16 protein-coding genes are annotated in these 18,605 nt (G+C 71.9%); 6 read left to right on the plus strand and 10 right to left on the minus strand.

The window, feature by feature from the left end:
• Window positions 1–119 precede the first annotated feature (119 nt).
• From E4J16_RS12905 to E4J16_RS12915, 3 genes are read left to right on the plus strand one after another with little or no spacing between them, the layout of a single operon-like run.
• A complete protein-coding gene (locus E4J16_RS12905; protein WP_240038150.1) occupies window positions 120–1,124 on the plus strand; it encodes an ABC transporter ATP-binding protein in 1,005 nt (334 codons plus the stop codon).
• Complete coding sequence (locus E4J16_RS12910) at window positions 1,121–1,879, plus strand: ABC transporter permease (RefSeq protein WP_168709516.1); 759 nt, start codon at window positions 1,121–1,123, stop codon at window positions 1,877–1,879. The genes E4J16_RS12905 and E4J16_RS12910 overlap by 4 nt, the downstream gene beginning before the upstream one ends.
• Entirely contained in the window at window positions 1,879–2,646 is a 768-nt protein-coding gene (locus E4J16_RS12915) for an ABC transporter (protein WP_136314219.1), read from the plus strand. The genes E4J16_RS12910 and E4J16_RS12915 overlap by 1 nt, the downstream gene beginning before the upstream one ends.
• A gap of 51 nt (window positions 2,647–2,697) precedes the next feature.
• Here E4J16_RS12915 and E4J16_RS12920 read toward each other — a convergent pair whose 3' ends face one another.
• The 6 genes from E4J16_RS12920 to E4J16_RS12950 all read right to left on the minus strand — a co-directional run bounded on the left by E4J16_RS12920 (window position 2,698) and on the right by E4J16_RS12950 (window position 8,814).
• Window positions 2,698–3,219 carry a hypothetical protein gene (locus E4J16_RS12920; protein WP_136314220.1) on the minus strand — a complete coding sequence of 174 codons (522 nt, stop codon included), beginning with the start codon at window positions 3,217–3,219 and terminating at the stop codon, window positions 2,698–2,700.
• A 182-nt stretch (window positions 3,220–3,401) separates the two neighbouring features.
• On the minus strand, window positions 3,402–3,692 hold the full coding sequence (locus tag E4J16_RS12925) for a putative quinol monooxygenase (RefSeq protein WP_136193976.1): 291 nt from the start codon (window positions 3,690–3,692) through the stop codon (window positions 3,402–3,404).
• A gap of 313 nt (window positions 3,693–4,005) precedes the next feature.
• Window positions 4,006–4,620: a hypothetical protein gene (locus E4J16_RS12930; protein ID WP_136314221.1), complete on the minus strand. Its 615-nt coding sequence runs from the start codon at window positions 4,618–4,620 to the stop codon at window positions 4,006–4,008.
• A gap of 1,260 nt (window positions 4,621–5,880) precedes the next feature.
• Complete coding sequence (gene ygfZ, locus E4J16_RS12940) at window positions 5,881–7,164, minus strand: CAF17-like 4Fe-4S cluster assembly/insertion protein YgfZ (RefSeq protein WP_136314223.1); 1,284 nt, start codon at window positions 7,162–7,164, stop codon at window positions 5,881–5,883.
• Window positions 7,164–7,895: a heme-binding beta-barrel domain-containing protein gene (locus E4J16_RS12945; RefSeq protein ID WP_136314224.1), complete on the minus strand. Its 732-nt coding sequence runs from the start codon at window positions 7,893–7,895 to the stop codon at window positions 7,164–7,166. The genes ygfZ and E4J16_RS12945 overlap by 1 nt, the downstream gene beginning before the upstream one ends.
• Window positions 7,896–7,941: 46 nt before the next feature.
• Window positions 7,942–8,814, minus strand: coding sequence for a tellurium resistance protein TerC (locus E4J16_RS12950; RefSeq protein ID WP_338028858.1), 873 nt, complete (start codon window positions 8,812–8,814; stop codon window positions 7,942–7,944).
• A gap of 132 nt (window positions 8,815–8,946) precedes the next feature.
• Here E4J16_RS12950 and E4J16_RS12955 point away from each other — a divergent pair, with 132 nt between their 5' ends.
• Window positions 8,947–9,618: a winged helix family transcriptional regulator gene (locus E4J16_RS12955; RefSeq protein WP_136314226.1), complete on the plus strand. Its 672-nt coding sequence runs from the start codon at window positions 8,947–8,949 to the stop codon at window positions 9,616–9,618.
• 162 nt (window positions 9,619–9,780) lie between these two features.
• Here the strand turns inward: E4J16_RS12955 and E4J16_RS12960 are convergent, their stop codons facing one another.
• Complete coding sequence (locus E4J16_RS12960; RefSeq protein WP_275669552.1) at window positions 9,781–11,205, minus strand: multidrug effflux MFS transporter; 1,425 nt, start codon at window positions 11,203–11,205, stop codon at window positions 9,781–9,783.
• 291 nt (window positions 11,206–11,496) lie between these two features.
• Between E4J16_RS12960 and E4J16_RS12965 the strand changes: the two genes are divergently transcribed.
• Window positions 11,497–12,510, plus strand: a complete 1,014-nt coding sequence (locus tag E4J16_RS12965) for a phosphodiester glycosidase family protein (protein WP_136314715.1) — start codon at window positions 11,497–11,499, stop codon at window positions 12,508–12,510.
• Between the two features lies 1 nt (window position 12,511).
• A complete protein-coding gene (locus tag E4J16_RS12970; RefSeq protein WP_136314227.1) occupies window positions 12,512–13,639 on the plus strand; it encodes a bifunctional glycosyltransferase family 2/GtrA family protein in 1,128 nt (375 codons plus the stop codon).
• 240 nt (window positions 13,640–13,879) lie between these two features.
• On the opposite strand, the gene E4J16_RS12975 is transcribed toward E4J16_RS12970, so the two are convergent.
• Genes E4J16_RS12975 through E4J16_RS12985 form a run of 3 tightly spaced genes read right to left on the minus strand, consistent with a single transcriptional unit; the run spans window position 13,880 to window position 18,293 of the window.
• Complete coding sequence (locus E4J16_RS12975) at window positions 13,880–16,798, minus strand: FtsX-like permease family protein (RefSeq protein ID WP_136314228.1); 2,919 nt, start codon at window positions 16,796–16,798, stop codon at window positions 13,880–13,882.
• Entirely contained in the window at window positions 16,795–17,535 is a 741-nt protein-coding gene (locus E4J16_RS12980) for an ABC transporter ATP-binding protein (protein WP_136314229.1), read from the minus strand. Before E4J16_RS12980 ends, E4J16_RS12975 begins: the two co-directional genes overlap by 4 nt.
• A complete protein-coding gene (locus tag E4J16_RS12985; protein ID WP_136314230.1) occupies window positions 17,535–18,293 on the minus strand; it encodes a PadR family transcriptional regulator in 759 nt (252 codons plus the stop codon). Before E4J16_RS12985 ends, E4J16_RS12980 begins: the two co-directional genes overlap by 1 nt.
• Window positions 18,294–18,605 lie beyond the last annotated feature (312 nt).

The raw sequence follows: 18,605 nt of genomic DNA on the forward strand, positions 1-18,605 counted from the left end.
GAAAGCGGTACACCGCCCCGCCGGACCGCGCGCCCAGGTCACGCCCAGTGCCGGGGCCGTGCGCCCCGACGGGACTGCGGACTCCTCACTCACAGCGGGTCCCATGCCATAGTTGCCGCGTGCCACCAACGCTAACCGCCGAAGCCACCCCGGTGCTGGAGGCCTCCGGGCTGCGGCGCACCTTCGGCAAGGAGGAATTCGTCGCCGTCGACGACCTCTCCCTGAGCGTCACCCCCGGCCAGGTGCACGCGCTGCTGGGTCCCAACGGCGCCGGCAAGACCACCACCGTGCGCATGTGCGCCACCCTGCTGACGCCCACCGCCGGCCAGATCCGGGTCGACGGCGTCGACGCCGTCCGCCGCCCCGAGGCGGCGCGCGCCCGGCTGGGACTGGTGCTAGGTGGGGAGCTCGGCTTCTACCCGCGCGCCACCGCCCGCGACAACCTGCTGTTCTTCGCCGACCTGCAGGGCCTGGACCGGCGCCGCCGCAGGCGGGCGGTGGATGCGGCGCTGGAGCGCATGGGCCTGGCCGAGGTGGCCGGCCGCAAGGCCGGGGCGTTCTCCCGCGGCATGCTGCAGCGGCTGCACCTGGCGCGCGCCCTGCTCGGGTCTCCCCCACTGCTCCTGCTGGATGAGCCGACCACCGGCCTGGACCCGGACGTCGCCCTGCAGGTGCGCGACCTGATCCGGGAACTCGCCGACGCCGGCACCGGCGTACTGCTGACCTCCCACTCCATGCCGGAGGTGGAGGAACTCGCCCACACGATCAGCGTGATCGGGGCGGGCCGGATCGTCACCCGCGGGACGGTCCGCGATGTGGCCGCCCACGCGGGCATCGGCATGATCAGCGGCTTCACCCTGCCGGCCCGCCTGGCCGACGGCGCCGCCCGGGTCCAGGAGCAGCTGGGCGACGCCGTCGTCGTCGTGCAGCGCCCCGCCTCGAGCCGGTGGGCGGTGACCGTCTACTGGGCCGCGGACGACCCGCGCGCGGACCGGGCGGCCCGCGCCGCCGCCCTGGCCGCAGCTCTGGAGGCGATCGGGGTGGAGGCGCCCGCGGATCTGGTGACTCGGCCGGCGTCACTGGAGGAGGCCTACCTGGCCCTGGCGGACAGGCTCGCCCGGTGATCCGGCAGCTGCGCATGACGGCCTTCCATGTGCGCCAGTTCGTGTCCGTCCCCTACTTCATCCAGTTGATGGTGCTGACCACCGTCGTCACCACGCTGGTGCAGTTCCTCGCCGCCCGCGCCTGGGGCGGGATCACCCCCACCCAGGGTTGGGTGCGCGGCGGCGTGATCGGCATGTGGACCACCACCACCTGCGCCGCGGGCATCATCGGCTTCGAGCGGCACAAGGGCACCCTCGCGCACCTGGTGCTGGCGCCGATCGGGGTCCTGCGGTCCCTGGCCGCCGTTGTCAGCGCCGCTGCCTCCTTCGGACTGGCGGCGCTGCCGGTGGCCTGGTGCACGTGGGCGGCGGCTTCCGGGTCGGTGAACTTCACCGTCCCCGGGTGGGTGGGGGCCGGGCGCATGGCGGCGGCCGCGCTCCTGCTGTTGGCGGGCTGTCTGGCGCTGAGCCTCGTGATCGCGGCCCTGTTCGTGCTCACCCCCAACGCGATCGCCTACGAGGAGCTACTGCTGGTGCCGGTGTTCATCGCCTCCGGCATCCTGTTCACGTCCACCTCGCCACCCGCCTGGCTGGCCGCCGTCAGCCGTTTTCTGCCCCTGTCGGTGCCCTTCGACCTGCTGCTGGGGCGGCCGCTGGGCGTCGTCGACGCGCTGGGTTGGCTGGTGTGCGTGGCGGCCTGGCTGGGGCTGGCCGCGCTGCTCGGGCGGCGGGCGCTGCGACTGGCCACCCGTGCCGGCACCCTGGAGGTGATCTGATGAGCGCCTTTCTGCGCCGACTGGCCTCGGGCGTGCGCGTGACGTGGGCGTCGTCGACGGCCTTCGCCACCCTGGGCACCGCCACCGTGACGCTGCTGGTGCTGCCGCTGCTGAGCATCGCCTACGACGTGCTGCTGGGCGCGGACCTGTCCGCACCCGACCTGGTGCGCACCGGCTACGCCGCCGCGCTGGTGGCCCTGGCGAGTTCCGTATGCGCCGGGGTCGTGGGCACCGTCGCCGCCGACCGCAACCTGGGCATCTTCCAGGAGGTGCACACGCGCCGTCGCCTGGACCTGGCGTACTGGTTGGCGGTCGCGGCCGTGCCCGCACTGCTGGCCGTGCTCACCGGTGCGGCCGCCATCGGCGCGGTGTTCGCCTTCTCCCCCGCCCATGACGTAGCCGTGCTGGGGCGGGTCGTGGCCCTGGCGCCAATCGCCGTCGTCTGCGGGCTGCTGCTGGGGGTGGGTGCGGCGGGTATCGGCGTCGACCTGCCCGACCCCTACCTGGGCGCGACCGTCGTCGGCACGTTCCTGCCGCTGCTGGCCGGCGTGATCGTGCCACTGTCGGCGTGCCCGGCGTGGCTGCGCGGGCTCGGCGCCCTCGCTCCCATGAGCGGGACGGTGAGCGCCCTCGATGCGGGGGCCGACGTCGGCGCGCTCCTGGCCCGCGACCTGCTGGTCGCGCTCGCCTGGGCGGGCGCGGGCCTGGCGGCCACCCGGCACGCCGTCCACCGACTGCGCGCCGGGCTGCGCCGGGACGTCATATGAACCCAGTGGGCCTCTACTGCGCCTCTTGAGCCCTGGCAGGAGCTTTTGCCCTCAGTTGGACGCCTGGGCCATCGCGGTTGCGAACTGCCCGGATCCCGATGAACTGACCGGGTCGTTGTCGTCAATGGCGATGGATGCGGTGATGTCTGTTCCGTCCTTGGCCTGAGCAAGAACATTGGCGTTGGAGGCGTCAAAGATGACAGCGCCGTCAATCTCGACGGTCTTGCTGAACGGAAGAGCCTCATCAGTCAGCTGTTCCTGGCTGATGTTGCCGTTGGCGTCCAGGCTGGTCATGGTGATGTCTGCGACGGTCGCCGTGTCACTGGTAACTTCGAACACGATCGTGTGCTTTCCCGAGCCGCCCCCGGAGGAGGCGTCGGATTCCTCGGCGGCCGCCTCGGAAGTCTCCTCGCTTGCGCCCGCCGCATCCGCTTCATTCGTTGCGGCTGCGTCGTCAGTCTTTGACGACTCCGAGGAGTCTGAGGAGCCTGAGGAGCCGCACGCAGAAAGGGCGGCGGCGGTGACGGCGCTCATGGTTCCCAGCGCGAAAACCCGCCGTGGTATTGCAGTCATGGAAGCGATTCTCCTATGAATCAGGATTGCTAGGACGAGGGGAACTATGCCACCCCCCCCCCCCTTGTCAAACGGACCAAATTCGCCGCATCCGGCCCCGGCCAGGTATCGCCGGTTTGCGTCCGTGAATCAGTGCCCAATCTGCAACCCTTCACCCTTGCGGGTGCCGACCGTTCGCCTCGTCAGCCGATCCGGTCCAGGAAGGTCAGCACCGAGTGCGGCTCCTCAATGCGCTCCTCCAGGCGGGCGTTGAACGGCCCGCCATAGGGCATGCCCAGGTGGGTCTGGAAGGCGTCCTCGTCAACGTAGGCCTCCATGACGAAGAACTTCGCGGGATCATCACTGTGGCGGTAGACATCGAAGACGCGGTTGCCGGGCTCGCTGCGAACCTTCTCACCGAAGTCACAGATCATCCGGGCGACCTCGTCCTCGTATCCGGGCTTGGCGGTGAACTGCGAGTGCAGAATCTTCACGGCTTCTCCTCAGGGCGTGTGGGATGTCGCGCCGATTCTATGATGCACATCACGCCTGCGGTAGGGCCTGCGGGGTTCGCACCCGCACCGCCCCGGGGGGGGGGGGGGGGGAACAGCCCACGCGGCGCTTCGGAGCCCCCACCGGGCGCCCTGCCGCCGACCCTGTGCGCGCAACGACCGCGTGCTCCTGTCCGTCTGCCGCGCCAAGGACGGACCTGGCAGCTACCCGGCACGCCGTCGCCCGGCTGCGCGCCGGAGTGCGTCGGGATGTCATCTGAGTCGGCCCGCCGATGATCGCCGTCGCCCCTCGCCCTCAGCCCCGGGTACGACGTCGCAGGCCGTGAAGCATGCCGTGCGTCATGAGCCGAGCCACCGGCCTTATGAACCGCACCATTCGGCGGGCGGCGATCGTGTGCGGCACATACCGTTCGCGTACCGTCAAGCGGCAGGCATGCAATCCCGTCGGGGCGAGGACGAACGCCCACGTGAAGTCGAAATCCATGGCAACATCCCCGGCAGGAGCGCTGCCGCCCTCGGTGGACAGGACGAGGCAGTGCTCCGGCTCCATGCGGGCAACGGCGAGGGAGATGCTCTCAGCCAGGTCCACCGAGTCACCCTCCGTCAGATTCTGCCACGCCGGGTTGATCGCATCAGTGCTGGAGATGCCCACGCCGACGAGCTGACACAGCGCATCGAAGGAGTAGAAACCGCCACGCCCGTAGCCCATCTGGACCAGCCAGGGCCATACGTCAGCCACGGGTGCCCGCAGCACCGTCTCATGCGTCTCAACGATCTCGGCGTCGGGCAGGAGCTCGTCCCCGGGCAGGGGCTCGGCAGCATCACCGCGCGGACGCAGGCGCCCATTCACATAGGCGACACCAGCGGCGCCAAGGGCGATGGGCACGATCCAGCGGCTGCGCTCCCTCATACACCCATACTTCCACAGCGACAACATTCCCACGAGGACCACAACGCCAAGTCATGGCGAGCGCCGCAGGCGAGATAAACCGGGTCTTCCGGTTTGAGGGTGTGGTGCTTCCGGCGTGGTGGCTTCGGCCCGGGTTGCGGTGTTCGCGGTGGTCGTGTTCGGGCTGGTGGGGTCGTGCTCGGTGGGTGCTGGTTTGCCGAGAACGTCCTCGTCATCCCCAAACCCTCCACGTTCGGGAGGGTTTCGGGCTTACGAGGACGTATTCGACCAGCGCAGGTCGTTGTGGGGCGTACAAGGACGTTTTCGGGCCGCCGAGGACGTCCTCGGGCCGGCGCGGGCGTGCTCGGGGCTGGCGAGGACGTCCTCGGGCCGGCGCGGGCGTGCTCGGGGCTGGTGGGGACGTCGTCGGCCCGGTGGGGGCGTCTTCGCCGCCGGCCGGGCGGAGTGCTCGAGACGTGGGTTGAACCTCCACGGCGCCGGCTCACCACGCCAGAACGCCAGACCTGGCTGCACTTGGCTGCCGACAGCTCCGGCGCCCGGAAGCGGGACCGTCTGCTGCGCCACCCCCGGTCTACTACGCCACTTCGCCGTCTGCAACGCCACTTCGGCGTTAACAACGCCAGTTAACCGTCTGCTGCAGGCCCCAGAGGTATACAGCAGACCGTTAAGTAGCGTTGTTAACGCCCAACCGGCGCACCAGACACCCCACGCCACCCCACCCCATGCCATGCCCCCGGACATCGGCAGCACTCCTGCCGCCGCCCCAGACAACCACCACACCCCAAACCGGAAGAGCCGGTAAACCGGGTCTTCCGGTTTACGGGTGTTGAGGCGGGGGCTGGCGCGGTGTCCGGGGTGCGGGCGCCGGGCCCGGCCGGCGTCACCGCCATCGGCCAGCGCACCGGGCGCCGGGCGCCTGGCCGGACCACAAGCCCCAGGGCAGACCCAAGCCAAATCCCCAGGGGCCTGGAGTTGTATTCCGGGGTGGCATCGGGCGCGTGGGGTAGGAGGCCTGTCCGCGGCGGCTGTCCGTTGGTGCTCGTTCCCGTGCGCGGCGGCCCAAAGTGTCCAGGATCGGCATAAACGACTCCGCCGTCGCCGACGGCCATGGGCAAAACAGTGGAATCATGCGGTCTCTCGATCGGCCCCAGCGGTCGCCGACACCCTTTGTGCCGAACTCGGTACGTAAGATCTACCGACCTCGGCGGTTATAACTACCGACCTCGGTACGTAAGATCTACCGACCTCGGTACGTAAGATCTACCGATCTCGGCGGAGGGGGAGGCCGCGCAGGCCGGCGCCGGGGCGCTCGGCTGGGCTGGCCTGGGCTCGACCCTCGGGGGACACCAGAAGCTCCTGGGCGGCGTCCACCCGGGAAACCGCGATCGGTTCCGCGCCCGCGGCCCCGGCTGCCGCAGTCCCGACCTCCTCCGCATTCGCGTCGGGGGCATCCGCCTCGGTGACCTCCACGGTCAGCGGCGCATCCGCGGGTACGCCCCGGCGCAGCAGCGCCAGCGCCATGGGCCCGTAGTCGACGTGCCGGACCACCGAGGTCACTACGCCGACAGCCCGCTCCCCCAGGTACACGCCCGCCCCCGGCACCGGCAGCTGCCCGGTGAAGCCATCCAGCTGCAGCACGGTCAGGCGTCGTGGCGGACGCCCCAGGTTGAGGGTGCGGGCCACCGTCTCCTGCCCCGGGTAGCAGCCCTTGTGCAAATGCACGGCGGTGCGCAGCCAGTCCAACTCATGCGGGATCGTGCGCGCATCCGCCTCCCGTCCCCACCGCGGCCGCCCGGCCTCCACGCGCAGCGCCTCCCAGGCCAGCGAGCCGGCCAGGCTCCGCCCGGGCACGCCCGGCGCGGCACCGGCGCCTCCGGACGCGGCGCCATCCGCCTGGTCGGTGCCGGCCAAGAACGCCTGCGCGACCTCACCGGCCGCATCGGCCCGCACCAGCACCCAGGTGGCCCGGTAGCCCGCGCCGGGGTGCGTGCCCTCCACGCCGACGTCGTAGCTGGTGCCGCCCTCAACCACGCCCGGCCAGGGGTCGCGCCAGGTGGCCAGGTGTGCACCCGCCGCCCGGCCGGCCTCCTCCAGGGCGACCGCGCCCTCGCCGAGCGCCGCCAGCACGGCCGCGTCCTCGCGCTCGGTCACCTCCACGCGCAGCATGAAGCGCATCGACTCCAGGAACTCGGCCAGCGCCGCCCCACGGCCGGCCTCCGTGACCAGCCACAGGACCTCGCCGTCGTCGACACAGGCCAGGGCATGGGTGATGCGCCCCTGGGCGTCCAGCAGCAGCGCCTCGGCGCCGCCGTCGCCGGGAGTCAGGCGAGTCAGCTCCTGGCTGGACAGCGTGTTCAACCAGCTGAGCCGGTCGGGGCCGGTCACGGCGACGACATCGCGGGCCAGTGCGGTGGCGGCGCGCCCGCTGCTCAGCGCATTCTGCTCGCGCAGTGGGTCCTCATAGCGGGCGGGCACGGCGGCGTCCAGGTCGCCGGCCGGGTTGGCGGCGGCGTCGAGCCGGTCCAAGAGGGGGCTGCGGCGCATCAGGCGGAAGTGTCCGTCGCGGTGTCGGCTGCGGCGCGCATAGCCTCGTCGGCGGCGATGGCCTCACGCAGGGCGGCCCCGGGGTCGGCGTCGTCCTCGGCCTCCACGCGGCCCAGGCGGCCGGAGGCGTAGGACTGCGGCTCCTCCTGCCCGAAGGCGGCCATGTCCTGGGTCCACATGAGCTCCCCGCCCACCAGCCCGAACATGCGGGTCATCTGGGTGACGTCGGCGGCGGTGCGGGTGCGTCCCACGGCCTGGGTGCCGACCTGGGCGCGCGGCCCCTGAATCCAGCCCTCCCAGACGCCGACGTGCCCGGCGGGGTCGGTGGAGACCAGCTCCAGGGAGGTGATCGGCGTCTTCGAGGCCGATCCGGAGGCGGTGCCCGCGGCGCCGTCGTCCCCGCCGCCGGCGTTGGCGGGGGTCTCCTGGCCGACCGGGCGCCAGAAGGTGGTCTCGGTGGACCAGATCTGCGCGGGAGTCAGGCGGGAGGCGCCCTCCAGACCGGGCATCTCAAAGTCGAGGTCCTGGCTGCGGGTGGCGTCAACGGTCCAGATGGTGGTGGTCTGCCGCAGGTAGGGGCCGCCGTCGTGGTCGAAGGTCATCTCCTGGTAGACGGCCTGCTCGGGGACCGTCTCCCCGTAGGTGAGGATGCCGTAGCCGCGCCAGGTGCCCACCAGCCAGGCCAACGGGTAGATCTCGGGGGCGAGGTCGTCGGGAATCGTGAACGCCATGGGTGCAGAGTACGGCCGGGGCGCGGCGGATGCCACGCGCCCGCCGTCAGCCCGCGATGAAACCGCCCATGATCCGCGCAATGGCATACACGGGCGCCCCCAGGGACAGGATCGGCACGATCGCACTGGCGACGGCGGCCCGCCCCCCGGGCACCCACCGGTGGGTCCACAGCACCCGGTTCGCCACCGCCATGAGCACACCGGCCACGAACCCGACCACCAGGCAGGCGGCCGCCGACTGCAGCGCCGGCTCCATGCCCACGTGACCGGCGCCGAAGAAGCCGACGGAGGCGAGTACCCCGCCCACAGCGCCCGCGACCAGCGCGGGCAGGGTGCAGGTCAGCACCTCCAGCACCGTGGCACGCACGTTCAAGGTGGTCAGCAGGGCGCCGGTGAACAGTGCGAGCGTGCAGGGCACGATCACGGCCGGGTCGGCGATTCCGGTGCGCAGGGCGCACCAGCCGGCGCCGGAGACCATGACCAGGTTCCCGGTGACCGTTGAGGACAGGTCCTCCACCAGGTTCCTGCGGCCGTCGCGCCGCGACATCTGCGCCAGGAAGGCCGCGGGCACGCTGAAGGCCATGACCACGCCGGCCATGCCGAAGTCGTTGGTGATCGCCACCAGCACCGCCGCGCACAGGCCGGTGAGGGTGATGACGGCGGTGGCCCCCTGGTCGTGCCGGGTGCGCACGAGCGCCGGCCAGCCCTGGCCGGTCAGGGGCACCAGCAGGACGACGACGATCAGCCGCATCCATGCGGGCAGGGCCGCGGAGATCGCCAGGAGCACCGGGACGACGCCGGCCACCACCAGCCGCGTCCAGGCGGGGTCCACCAGTCCCACCTCGATGGGGAGGTTGCCGCCGCGCCGTGTGCCGAAGCTGCCGGGGTCCGCCGTGCCGGGCAGATCGCGAGTGTTCACGGTCGCATCGTCCCACACCTGTGACCGGCGCACGTAGTCGGGGCGTGTAATCCGGCCGTGTAATCCGCTCGCAAATCCAGATGTGGTTCACTGACGTGCGGGCCCCAGCCGGACCGGAAGGAGGCGGCAGCCGTGCGCGTCATCATGTTCACCCGAGAGAAGGACGCCACCGCCGTCGTCCCCGCCGTGTCATTCCTCGACTGCCGGGTCGAGTGCCTGGAGCCGGTTCCGGCCTCATACGCCGCGGTGGGCGAGGCCGATGTGGTCATGGTCGACGCGCGCGGGGACCTGATGCGCGCCCGTGCGCTGTGCCAACTGCTGTCAGGGCCGATGGACTGTCCGCCGCTGATCCTGGTGCTTCAGGAGGGTGGCGCCGCCGTGGTTCAGCCCGACTGGGGCGCCGCCGACTTCGTCATGTCCCAGGCCACGCCCGCCGAGCTCGGCGCCCGACTGCGACTGGTGCGCGTGCACACCACCGCCCCGGAGCCGATCACCGAGGACCGCATCGAGGCCGGCGACCTGGTCATCGACACCACCGCCTACACCGCCCGCATCCGCGGCACCCTGCTGGACCTGACCTACAAGGAGTTCGAGCTGCTCAAGGCGCTCGCCCTCAACCAGGGGCGGGTGCTGACCCGCCAGGCGCTGCTGGACGAGGTGTGGGGTGAGGACTACATCGGCGGCTCACGCACCGTGGACGTCCATGTGCGTCGCCTGCGCGCCAAGCTCGGCACCGAGTACGACCACCTCATCGGCACGGTCCGCAACGTCGGCTATCGCCTGGACGCCTCCGAGGAGGAATAGGGCCGCCGACGCTGCTGGCCGGGCCGGCGATGACGCGGGGTAGACCACCAGGACGCTGAGCAACCAGTGAGGACGCGCGGCAACCGCCCAGCACGCTCCTAAGGGCAACGTCCTCGAAGGCCACCCAGCGTTCTCGCGGGCCATCCCGCGTGCTCGAGCAACTTACCCCGCTTGCTGAAGCTGGTCGCGGCCGAGCCGGGCGGCCCGCTTGGCCTCCGCGGCGGCCCGCTGCCGCTCCTTCTCGCCGCGGCTGCGTACGCCGAAGACGGCCAGTACGTTCGCCGCGAGTGCGAGTACCAAGATCGTGACGCCGAAGGCGACACCGGAGGCATGGCCGGTGAGCCCCACCAGCGGGCTGGCGGTACCGCCGAAGATGAACTGGACGAAGCCCAGCAGCGCGGAGCCGGTGCCGGCCCAGCGGCCCGTGCGTCCCAGCGCGACGGCCGGCAGGTTGCCCATGCAGATGCCCAGGGTCATGACATGCCCGATGAACAGGGCGATGGTGACGATCATGAGCGGTGTTGAGGACACGGGCGCGGACAGGCGCAGCAGGCAGACCGCGGCGAAGACGACGTCGACGACCAGGACGGCGATGAGCCCCATGCGGATCTGCCGCTCGGGCGAGATCCGCTTGGCCGCGGCACCGCACACCGCCACGGTCACCGTCACCATCAGGCCGCAGACGGCGAAGACGGAGGTGTAGGCGGCCGTGCTCATGCCGAGCACGCCCTGCATCATGAACGGGGCGGCGGACAGGTAGGAGGTGAGCAGGGCGTAGACGAGCGCGTTGATGATGGTCAGCCGGACGAAGACGCGATCCTTGCCCAGCGCCCGCGTGCCCTCAATGAGCACGCCGAGCCCGCCCTCATGACGCCGCTGCGCGGGTAGGGTCTCGGGCACCCACGCGGCAACCAGCAGCACCAGCAGCCCCTGGAAGGCGGCAACAACGGCGAGGATGCCGCGCCAGCCAACCGGCCCGACCAGCGCCCCGCCGAGGATCGGGGCGACCACAGGCGCGATACCCTGGATCGCCATCACCAGGCTCAGTGCCCGTGCCGCCGTGATACCGCGGGAGCGGTCGGAGATGACGGCACGTCCCAGCACCATGCCAGCGGCCCCGCCGAGACCCTGAAGGAAGCGGGCGGCCAGCAGCACGGCGGCACTGGGGGCCACCGCCGTGCCTACCCCGGCGACGAAGGCCAGCACGCTGCCCCATAGCAGCAGGGGACGGCGGCCGAAGCGGTCTGACAGCACGCCGATGCTCAGCTGGCCCAGTGCCACGCCGACCAGGAAGGCGGTCAGGGTCAGCTGGGTGGTCGACGCCGAGACCCCCAGATCGGCGGCCATGTGGTTGAAGGCCGGCAGGTAGGCGTCCGTGGCGAGCGGGGCGATGGCCGCCAGCGCCGCCAGGGAGATCAGCAGGGACGGGGCGAAGGAGGTGCGCACGCCCGCGTCGCGTGAATCGGCGGAACCGACGGCGTGAGCGTCTGCCGCCATGCCGTCGTGAGCGCCCGCGCCGACGGCCTGCGGGGCGGCGGCCTCGCCTCGCAGCTCAGGGGAGGGGTCGGTCGAGGGGAAAGCGGTCATGAGAAGAGACTATGAAACCGGCTGGCGAGGAGTGGCGGGACCACGGCGTATTAGCGGCCTTTATCAGGAACATTCTCATGACTCGCCCAGGTTATCGGCCGATGTGGCAGCCGCCTGCGCTCCGAGGCCCGCTTCATATTCACAGGAGGCCCATACTCGGGCCCCGGCCGGCGCACACGGCCGCCCGCGAGGGTTAGGGGCATGTCCAACACTTCGACCCCTGAATCCGGCAGCGCCGACGCCCAGACCGAGCCCGTCGGCGGCCGCCTCGACACGGCGCCGTCGGACCGGATGGCCGCATCCCAGAACCCGCAGCCCCGCACGCCGCCCGACTCCGCGGGCCAGGCGCCGCGCCGCCACTCGCGCAGACGCGCCCTGCTGGGCGGCAGCGCCCTGGTGGGCGCCGGCCTGCTCGGCACCGCCGCTTGGGCGCTGAACCGGTTCGTCATCGACCACGTGGAGGTCGACGACGTGGCCGCCTACGAGGCCATGAACTCCTCGGTCTCCGCCACGGCCGCGGCCACTGCGACCGCGAAGGCCACCGGTGTCACCGTCACGGACAACAGCTACACGTCCTCGCTGACCTCCATCAAGGTAGAGCAGGTCTCCACCGGCTCCGGGAACGACACGGTCACCTACTACGTCGCCGACGTCCAGGTGTCCGATGCCACCGCCGTGCGCAGCGCCTTCGCCAACAACGCCTACGGCACCAACATCACCGCCCTGCCCAGCGCCATGGCCACCGAGCACGGCGCGGTCCTGGCCGTCAACGGCGACTACTACGGCTTCCGCTCCGACGGCATCCTCATCCGCAACGGCGTCATCTACCGCGACGACGGCGCGCGCGACGGCATCGCCTTCTACACCGACGGCCGCGTCGAGGTCTACGACGAGACCAGCACCACCGCCCAGACCCTGCTGGACGCCGGCGTGTGGAACACCCTCTCCTTCGGGCCCGCGCTGGTGCGCGGCGGCGCGGTGCTGGACGGGGTCGACTCCGTGGAGGTGGACACCAACTTCGGCAACCACTCGATCCAGGGCACCCAGCCGCGCACCGCCGTCGGCGCGATCGCGGACGGGCACTACGTGTTCGTCGTCGTCGACGGGCGCGACAAGGGCTACTCGCGCGGAGTCACCATGACCGAGCTGGCCCAGATCATGGCCGACCTGGGCTGCGAGAGCGCCTACAACCTCGACGGCGGCGGCTCCTCGACGCTCTGGTTCAACGGCGAGGTGGTCAACCGGCCCTCCAACGGCGGCGAGCGCGAGACCTCCGACATCCTCTACATCGCACAGGGGGCCTGAGATGAGTACGTCAACACGGCAAAACACCGGCTCCTTCCCGCGACGCCGCCTGCGGCCCGACGCCGCGTCCCGGCCGCACACCGCCTACGCACCGGGACGGTCCTCCCGCGTGGGACTGGTCGTGCTCATACCCGCCTATCAACCCGACGAGCGCCTGCCGCATCTGGTGGGCGACCTGGTGCGGGAGCTGCCCGGATGCCGGGTGCTCGTCGTCGACGACGGCTCCGGGCCGGAGTATGCGCCGGCGTTTCGGGCGGCGAGCGCACGCGGGGCGGACGTCGTCGGGTACGGCCGTAACCGGGGCAAGGGGGCGGCGCTGCGCACCGGGCTGGCGCAGGTGGCCGAGCTGTGGCCGGAGGCGGACGTGGTGTGCGCGGACGCCGACGGGCAGCACCGGCCCGCGGACATCGCCGCGGTGGCCCGGCGTGTGCACACCACCGGGCACATGACGCTCGGGGTGCGGCGCCTGACCGGGCCGGTGCCGGCGCGCAGCCGGATCGGCAACACCGTGACCGCACTGTTGTTCCGCCTGGCGACCGGCTGGCACCTGGGCGACACCCAGACCGGCCTGCGCGGCTACCCCGCCGGGCAGACCGCCTGGCTGGCGGACGTGCCCGGCGACCGCTATGAGTGGGAACTCAGCGCCCTGCTGCGCGCTCACGAGCTCGGCCTGGAGGTAGAGGAGGTGGAGATCGCCACGGTGTACGAGCCGGGCAACGCCTCCAGTCACTTCCGGCCGCTGCGGGACTCGGCGCGGATCTATGCGCCGCTGCTGGGATTCGTCGGGGCGAGCCTGGCGAGCTTCGGCATCGACTGGGTTGCCTTGATGGCCCTGCACCTGGCCACCGGGAGTCTGCTGGCAAGTGTGGTGGGGGCGCGGCTAATCAGCGGAACGGCCAACTTCTTCATGAACCGGCGCGTCTTCCGGGCGGCGCCCGGCACCGTCGGCCGCACCGCGGTGAGGTATGTGGTGCTGGCGTTGGCGCTGCTGGCGGCCGGCTACGGGATGCTGTGGGCGTTGACCGGAATCGGGGTGCCACTGTGGTTGGCCAAGCCGCTCGGCGACGGGGCGCTGTACCTGGTCAGCTACCTGGTGCAGCAGCGGGCGGTGTTCCGCGAGCGGCCCTGAGGACGGAGCATGGCGGTGCGCCCGCGCCGAGGCGCCCACACGCCGCGACGCACCCGCACACCGAGACGCACCCGCGCCGATCCTCCGATGGTGGCCGCGCCACGACGTTGCACGACCCTGGTGCACGTTCCACGACTTCCGTGCGCGTTCCACGACCCCGGGGTGGTCGTGGAATACACCCCAAGGTCGTGAAACGCCCCCAAGGTCGTGAAACGCCCCCAAGGTCGTGGAACGTGACGGCTAATCGTCGCGGGAGCGCGCCAGATGGCGCGGCGGGCGACCCATCAGCCACGCCACGCCCAGGCCCACCGCGACGAAGCCGGCCAGTCCCACCAGCTGCCAGCCCCACACGCCCTCCAGGCGCAGCCAGGGACCGTCGATGGCCACGTGCCGGTTCCAGGCCACCAGATACGCGGCCACCGCCCAGCCGCACACCGCCCCGGCGGGCACGCCGAGCGCCAGCACGACGGCCGCGTGGGCAGCGGTGAGCCGCCGCAGGAAACGCGGCGAGGCTCCCACCGCGTGCATGGTGACCATGTCGGCGCGCATCTGGGTGCGGGTCAGCAGCAGACTCACCACCAGTGCGAACAGGGCCACCGCCGCCAGCACGGCCAGGACCGCGAAGTCGGCCACGCCGCCCCAAGGCGGCAGATCCGGGTCGGTCCCGACGGTCACCAGGTCGGTGTGCGCCTCGATGATCCGCTGTGCCGTGGCGGTCTCCGCCGCGGTCAGCGGTCGCGACAGCTGCACCATCTCCCCCACGTATTTCGGCGCGTCGGCGCCGGTCAGCCCCAGCTCGGCGGCGGTGGCGGGCGACACCGTGATGGTGGCGGTCATCCGCGGCAGGAAGTAGGCGTCCCGGGATTGCTGGTGCTGGATGGTCATGGCGGCATCGCTGTAGTCCATGAGACCTATACGAACCGTTCCGTCGTCATCGATCCAGGTGGCGTTGTTGACCACCACACCGCCCGCCTCCAGGAGCTCCGCGGCCTCCTGCGCCCCGTCCAGGCCGGTGGCGCGCAGCGCCTGCCCTTCCATTACAAAGACATCGTCTCCCAGCATCCAGGGGGCCGTGATGCCCGGGTTGTATCCCTGCCCCGCAGGCACACAAGTCACCGTGTCCACCAGTCCCAGAGAGGCCGCGACGTCCGGGTCGGTGAAGTCGGGGCAGCGGGAGTCGGCCGGCGGTTCGACTCTGAGGGTGTACGACACGCCCTCCTTACGAAAGTCCATCGCGCGAACCGGCGCGGAGCCGGTGACGGGCAGGCCGGCGTCTTGCAGCACGCTCACGGCGTCGGCCAGGACGGCGGCGTCGAAGGCCTCGGAGACCGGCACGCGTGGTCCCAGCGCAAGGTGCCCGGGCGCCACCAGAACCGTGGAGGTGTCGTTGTAGTTGGCGGTTGCGGACGCCAGGTAGACGGTCTGCCCACAGGCCAGCGCGACGACGACGCCGATCGCACCGACCACCGGCAGGGCGCGGCCGCGGTGGGCGGCGGCGTCTCGGGCGGCCACGCGCAGCGCCAGCGGCCCCTTGGCCAGCACCGCGATTGCGGCGTCGAGCACAACCGGGGCCAACATGAACAGCCCGACAGCACCCAGCAGCAGGGCCGCCACCAGCAGCGGCACGGCGGCTCCCCCGGGCAGTGTGCCGGGCACCACCGGCTCCTCTCCGGGCGCGGCGACGGGTACTTGTATGCGCAGTGAGGCAAGGGCACAGCCGATCGCGGCCGCCAGCAGGCACGCACCGCCGAGCAGGCGCCACCTGCGTCCGGCCCGACTCTGCTGAGCGCCGGCCGCGTCCGCCGACTGGCTCCCGCGCTTGAGCGCCTGGACCGGCTCCATGCGCGCCACTCGCCGGGCGGGCGCGAGTGTGGCCAGCCACCCGGCCAAGGCGGCGCCCGCGACAACGAGCACCGGCAGCCACCCCGGCAGGCCCGCGAGCGCTTGCACCTCGGGTTCGAAGATGCGGTAGGCCGCCCAGGCGGCGACGAGGCCGCCACCGGCGCCGAGTACTCCGCCCACGCAGCCGATCGCAGTCCCCTGCAGGGTGATGGTGCGGGCCAGCTGCCGCGGTGCGGCTCCGGTGGCGGAGGCGAGGGCCAGGGTGCGGCGCTGCTGCTCGGCGGCGACCACGAAGGCGGGGGTTACCAGCCCCAGTAGCAGACCCGCGGCGGCGGCGCAGGCGATCACGGTCATCACCAGGGCGGTGGCCAGGTAGTCGGCGCTGACGGCCACCGGATACAGCTCGGAGGCGTCCGGGTAGTTGGTGAGCACGTGGCGGGAGACGGCGAAGGCCATCTCGCCGTTGAGCTGCTTGGCGACCTCCCACGTGACCGGGTCGGGGCCGGTGACCAGGAAGTGGGTGTCGACGCCGGCCGGGTCGCCCTGGACCGCCGGCGCCAGCCAGGCCGGCAGCGCCCAGGCGCGGGCGGCGTCGTCGTCGACCAGGCCGGTGACGCGGTAGGAGCGCCGGGAGTCCTGCATGACCTCGGCGATGCGTCCGTTAGTGGAGTACCAGCCGTCGAAGGGCGGGGCGATCAGGGTGATCGTCTCCCCCACCTCCATGCCGGTGCGCTCGGCCAGGGCGGTGGTGATGACGACGTCGGCGGTGCCGGTCGGGGCGGTGCCGGCGACCAGCGGGGGCAGGAGCAGCTCCAGGCCGGCGGCGTCGGCCTCGCGCAGGGTGAAGGTGCCGATTGCGCCGAAGTCTGCTCCTTGCAGGTCCTCTGCGGCGGCGGGCGTGGTCGTGCCCGTTTCGGCGTCGGGGTCGGCCAGGGCGAGCAGATCCTCCGAGTCCCAGAACTGCAGGACCCGGTCGCGCGCGGGGAGGTATTCCACCAGCTTCTCCGCGGTCAGGGGCACGGTCTCCAGCGAGTCCATCCAGGGTCCGGGTGCGCCCTCGGGCACCTGCCGGAACGGGGCCTCTGCGGGGTCGACGGCGGTGCCGGTGATCACGGCCTGGGCGCCGTCGGGGATGGAGGCGAGCGCGGCCTGCCGGGTGGGCGGGGTGGACAGCCGCGTGCCCAGGAAGCCGACGATCAGTACCAGGGGAGCGGCCACCAGCAGGATCGCCAGCAGGCTGCGGGCCTTGTGCGCCCGCGCGTCGCGCGCGGCCAGGCGGACGACGGGACGCAGGGCCCGCAGCCGGGCCGCGCTCACCGTCCCTCCCCCGGTACGGGCAGCAGTTCGTCGGCGTCGGCCGGGCCGGAGGACCCGACCATGCGGCCATCGCGCAGGAAGACCGTGCGGTCGGCCCAGGCGGCGAAGCGGGGCTCATGGGTGACCATGAGGACGGCGACGCCGTCGTCGGCGCGCTGACGCAGCACGCCGATGACGGCGGTGCCGGTGGCGGAGTCGAGTGCGCCGGTGGGTTCGTCCGCGAGCAGCAGGCGGCGCGGGCCGACTATCGCCCGGGCGATGGCGGCGCGTTGGGCCTGGCCGCCGGACATGTCGCCGGGCAGGCGGTCGGCAAGATCCGCCAAGCCGACCTGTTCCAGCGCGGTCAGTGCGGCCGCCCGGGCGCGACGGGCGGGCCAGCCGTCAAGCTCCAGGGGGAAGGCGACGTTCTCGGCGGCGGTCAAGGAGGGCAGCAGGTTGAAGTCCTGGAAAACGAAGCCGATGGTGCGGCGGCGCACCTCGGCCAGGGCGGTGCGGTCCAGGCCGGACAGGTCGCGGCCCGCCAGGATCACGCTGCCGGAGGTGGGCCGGTCCAGGGCGCCGGCGAGGTTGAGCAGGGTCGACTTCCCGGATCCGGACGGGCCCATGACGGCGACGAACTCACCGGGCGCGACCGTGAGCTCGCCCCCGTCCAGGGCGGTGACGGCGCGGGCGCCGGTGCCGTGAATGCGGCCAACGCCGCGGAGCTCGAGCACGGGCTGCTGATGTGAGGCGGGCATCAGGACCGCCTCCCGGTGGATGAAACGGGCGTGGTGGAGGCAGCCGACGCGCGGGGCGCGGCGGGCGCAGCCGAAGCGCGGGGCGCGGCGGCGCGGGTCAGGCGGCCCTCGGCGTCGTCGAGCCAGCGCAGCTCGGCCTCGACGATGAACACGTGATGGTCCAGGACGAGCGTGGTGGCCAGATCCTCGTCCGCGGCGGCGCGGCGGGCGCGGTTGATCTCGTGGAGGGTGGTCTGCGTTGCCTGGCGCTGCTGCTGGATCAGTGCGGCGACGTCGACGTCCGGGGACGCGGCGGCCAGGGCGAGCTTGATGACGAGCTCGTCGCGTTCGGGGGCGCGGCGGGCCACCGGACTTGCCCACCAGTGGGCGAGCTCCTCTCGGCCGGCGTCGGTCAGGGTCCAGGCGGCCACGTCCCGGTTGGCGGTGGGCGGCGTCTGCGTCTTGGAAGGCCCGGTTGCGGGAGCCGCGTTAGCGGCCGCGGGCGTGGCGTCGGAGTTGCGCGGCGCGGGCTGCGCCGTTGCCACCGGGACGGGGGCGGAAGCGGTTGCGGCGCCCGGCGTGCCGGCGCCGTTCGCGGGCCGGCCGGGATCGAGGCGTATCACCAGGCCGTCGCGTTCGAGGCGCGCCAGCGTGGTGGCGACCTGGCCGATGTTGAGGGGCCAGGTGGTTCCGGTGGCCGCTTCGAAGTCCTTGCGCAGCTGGTAGGTGCCTGCGGGGCCGCGTGCGAGCAGGGCGAGCAGGGCGTGTTTCACGGCCATTCGGACCTCCGAGTCGCGTGTCGATGCAACAACCGACCTAGTTACTGAGTAACGCTTACTCGGTAAGTATAGGTGTTCGAGGGGGCCGGGCTCAAGCACACGGTCGAGCAGTGGGCAGCAGCGGTGAAGGTGGCACGAAATGCACCACTTTCCCTGCACGGCAGACCCGCCTTGGCCGCAGCAGGCGCGCAATCATGCGGATCGGCGTGTCGTCGAGTACAGCCGACACGTGAAAGTGGTGCATCCCATGACAGCTACGACCCCCGCGATCCCTGCGTTGCGGGTCACACCGTCAGCGTCGGTGGTGGCGGA

Source organism: Actinomyces procaprae, from assembly GCF_004798665.1.
Lineage (GTDB): Bacteria > Actinomycetota > Actinomycetes > Actinomycetales > Actinomycetaceae > Actinomyces > Actinomyces procaprae.

What these genes read in the sequence shown, in the direction of transcription:
- E4J16_RS12915 (WP_136314219.1), top strand. Translation starts at nt 1,879, where the DNA reads ATGAGCGCCTTTCTGCGCCGACTGGCCTCGGGCGTGCGCGTGACGTGG.
- E4J16_RS12920 (WP_136314220.1), bottom strand. Translation starts at nt 3,219, where the DNA reads ATGACTGCAATACCACGGCGGGTTTTCGCGCTGGGAACCATGAGCGCC.
- E4J16_RS12930 (WP_136314221.1), bottom strand. Translation starts at nt 4,620, where the DNA reads ATGAGGGAGCGCAGCCGCTGGATCGTGCCCATCGCCCTTGGCGCCGCT.
- ygfZ (WP_136314223.1), bottom strand. Translation starts at nt 7,164, where the DNA reads ATGCGCCGCAGCCCCCTCTTGGACCGGCTCGACGCCGCCGCCAACCCG.
- E4J16_RS12945 (WP_136314224.1), bottom strand. Translation starts at nt 7,895, where the DNA reads ATGGCGTTCACGATTCCCGACGACCTCGCCCCCGAGATCTACCCGTTG.
- E4J16_RS12960 (WP_275669552.1), bottom strand. Translation starts at nt 11,205, where the DNA reads ATGACCGCTTTCCCCTCGACCGACCCCTCCCCTGAGCTGCGAGGCGAG.
- E4J16_RS12965 (WP_136314715.1), top strand. Translation starts at nt 11,497, where the DNA reads ATGGCCGCATCCCAGAACCCGCAGCCCCGCACGCCGCCCGACTCCGCG.
- E4J16_RS12970 (WP_136314227.1), top strand. Translation starts at nt 12,512, where the DNA reads ATGAGTACGTCAACACGGCAAAACACCGGCTCCTTCCCGCGACGCCGC.
- E4J16_RS12980 (WP_136314229.1), bottom strand. Translation starts at nt 17,535, where the DNA reads ATGCCCGCCTCACATCAGCAGCCCGTGCTCGAGCTCCGCGGCGTTGGC.
- E4J16_RS12985 (WP_136314230.1), bottom strand. Translation starts at nt 18,293, where the DNA reads ATGGCCGTGAAACACGCCCTGCTCGCCCTGCTCGCACGCGGCCCCGCA.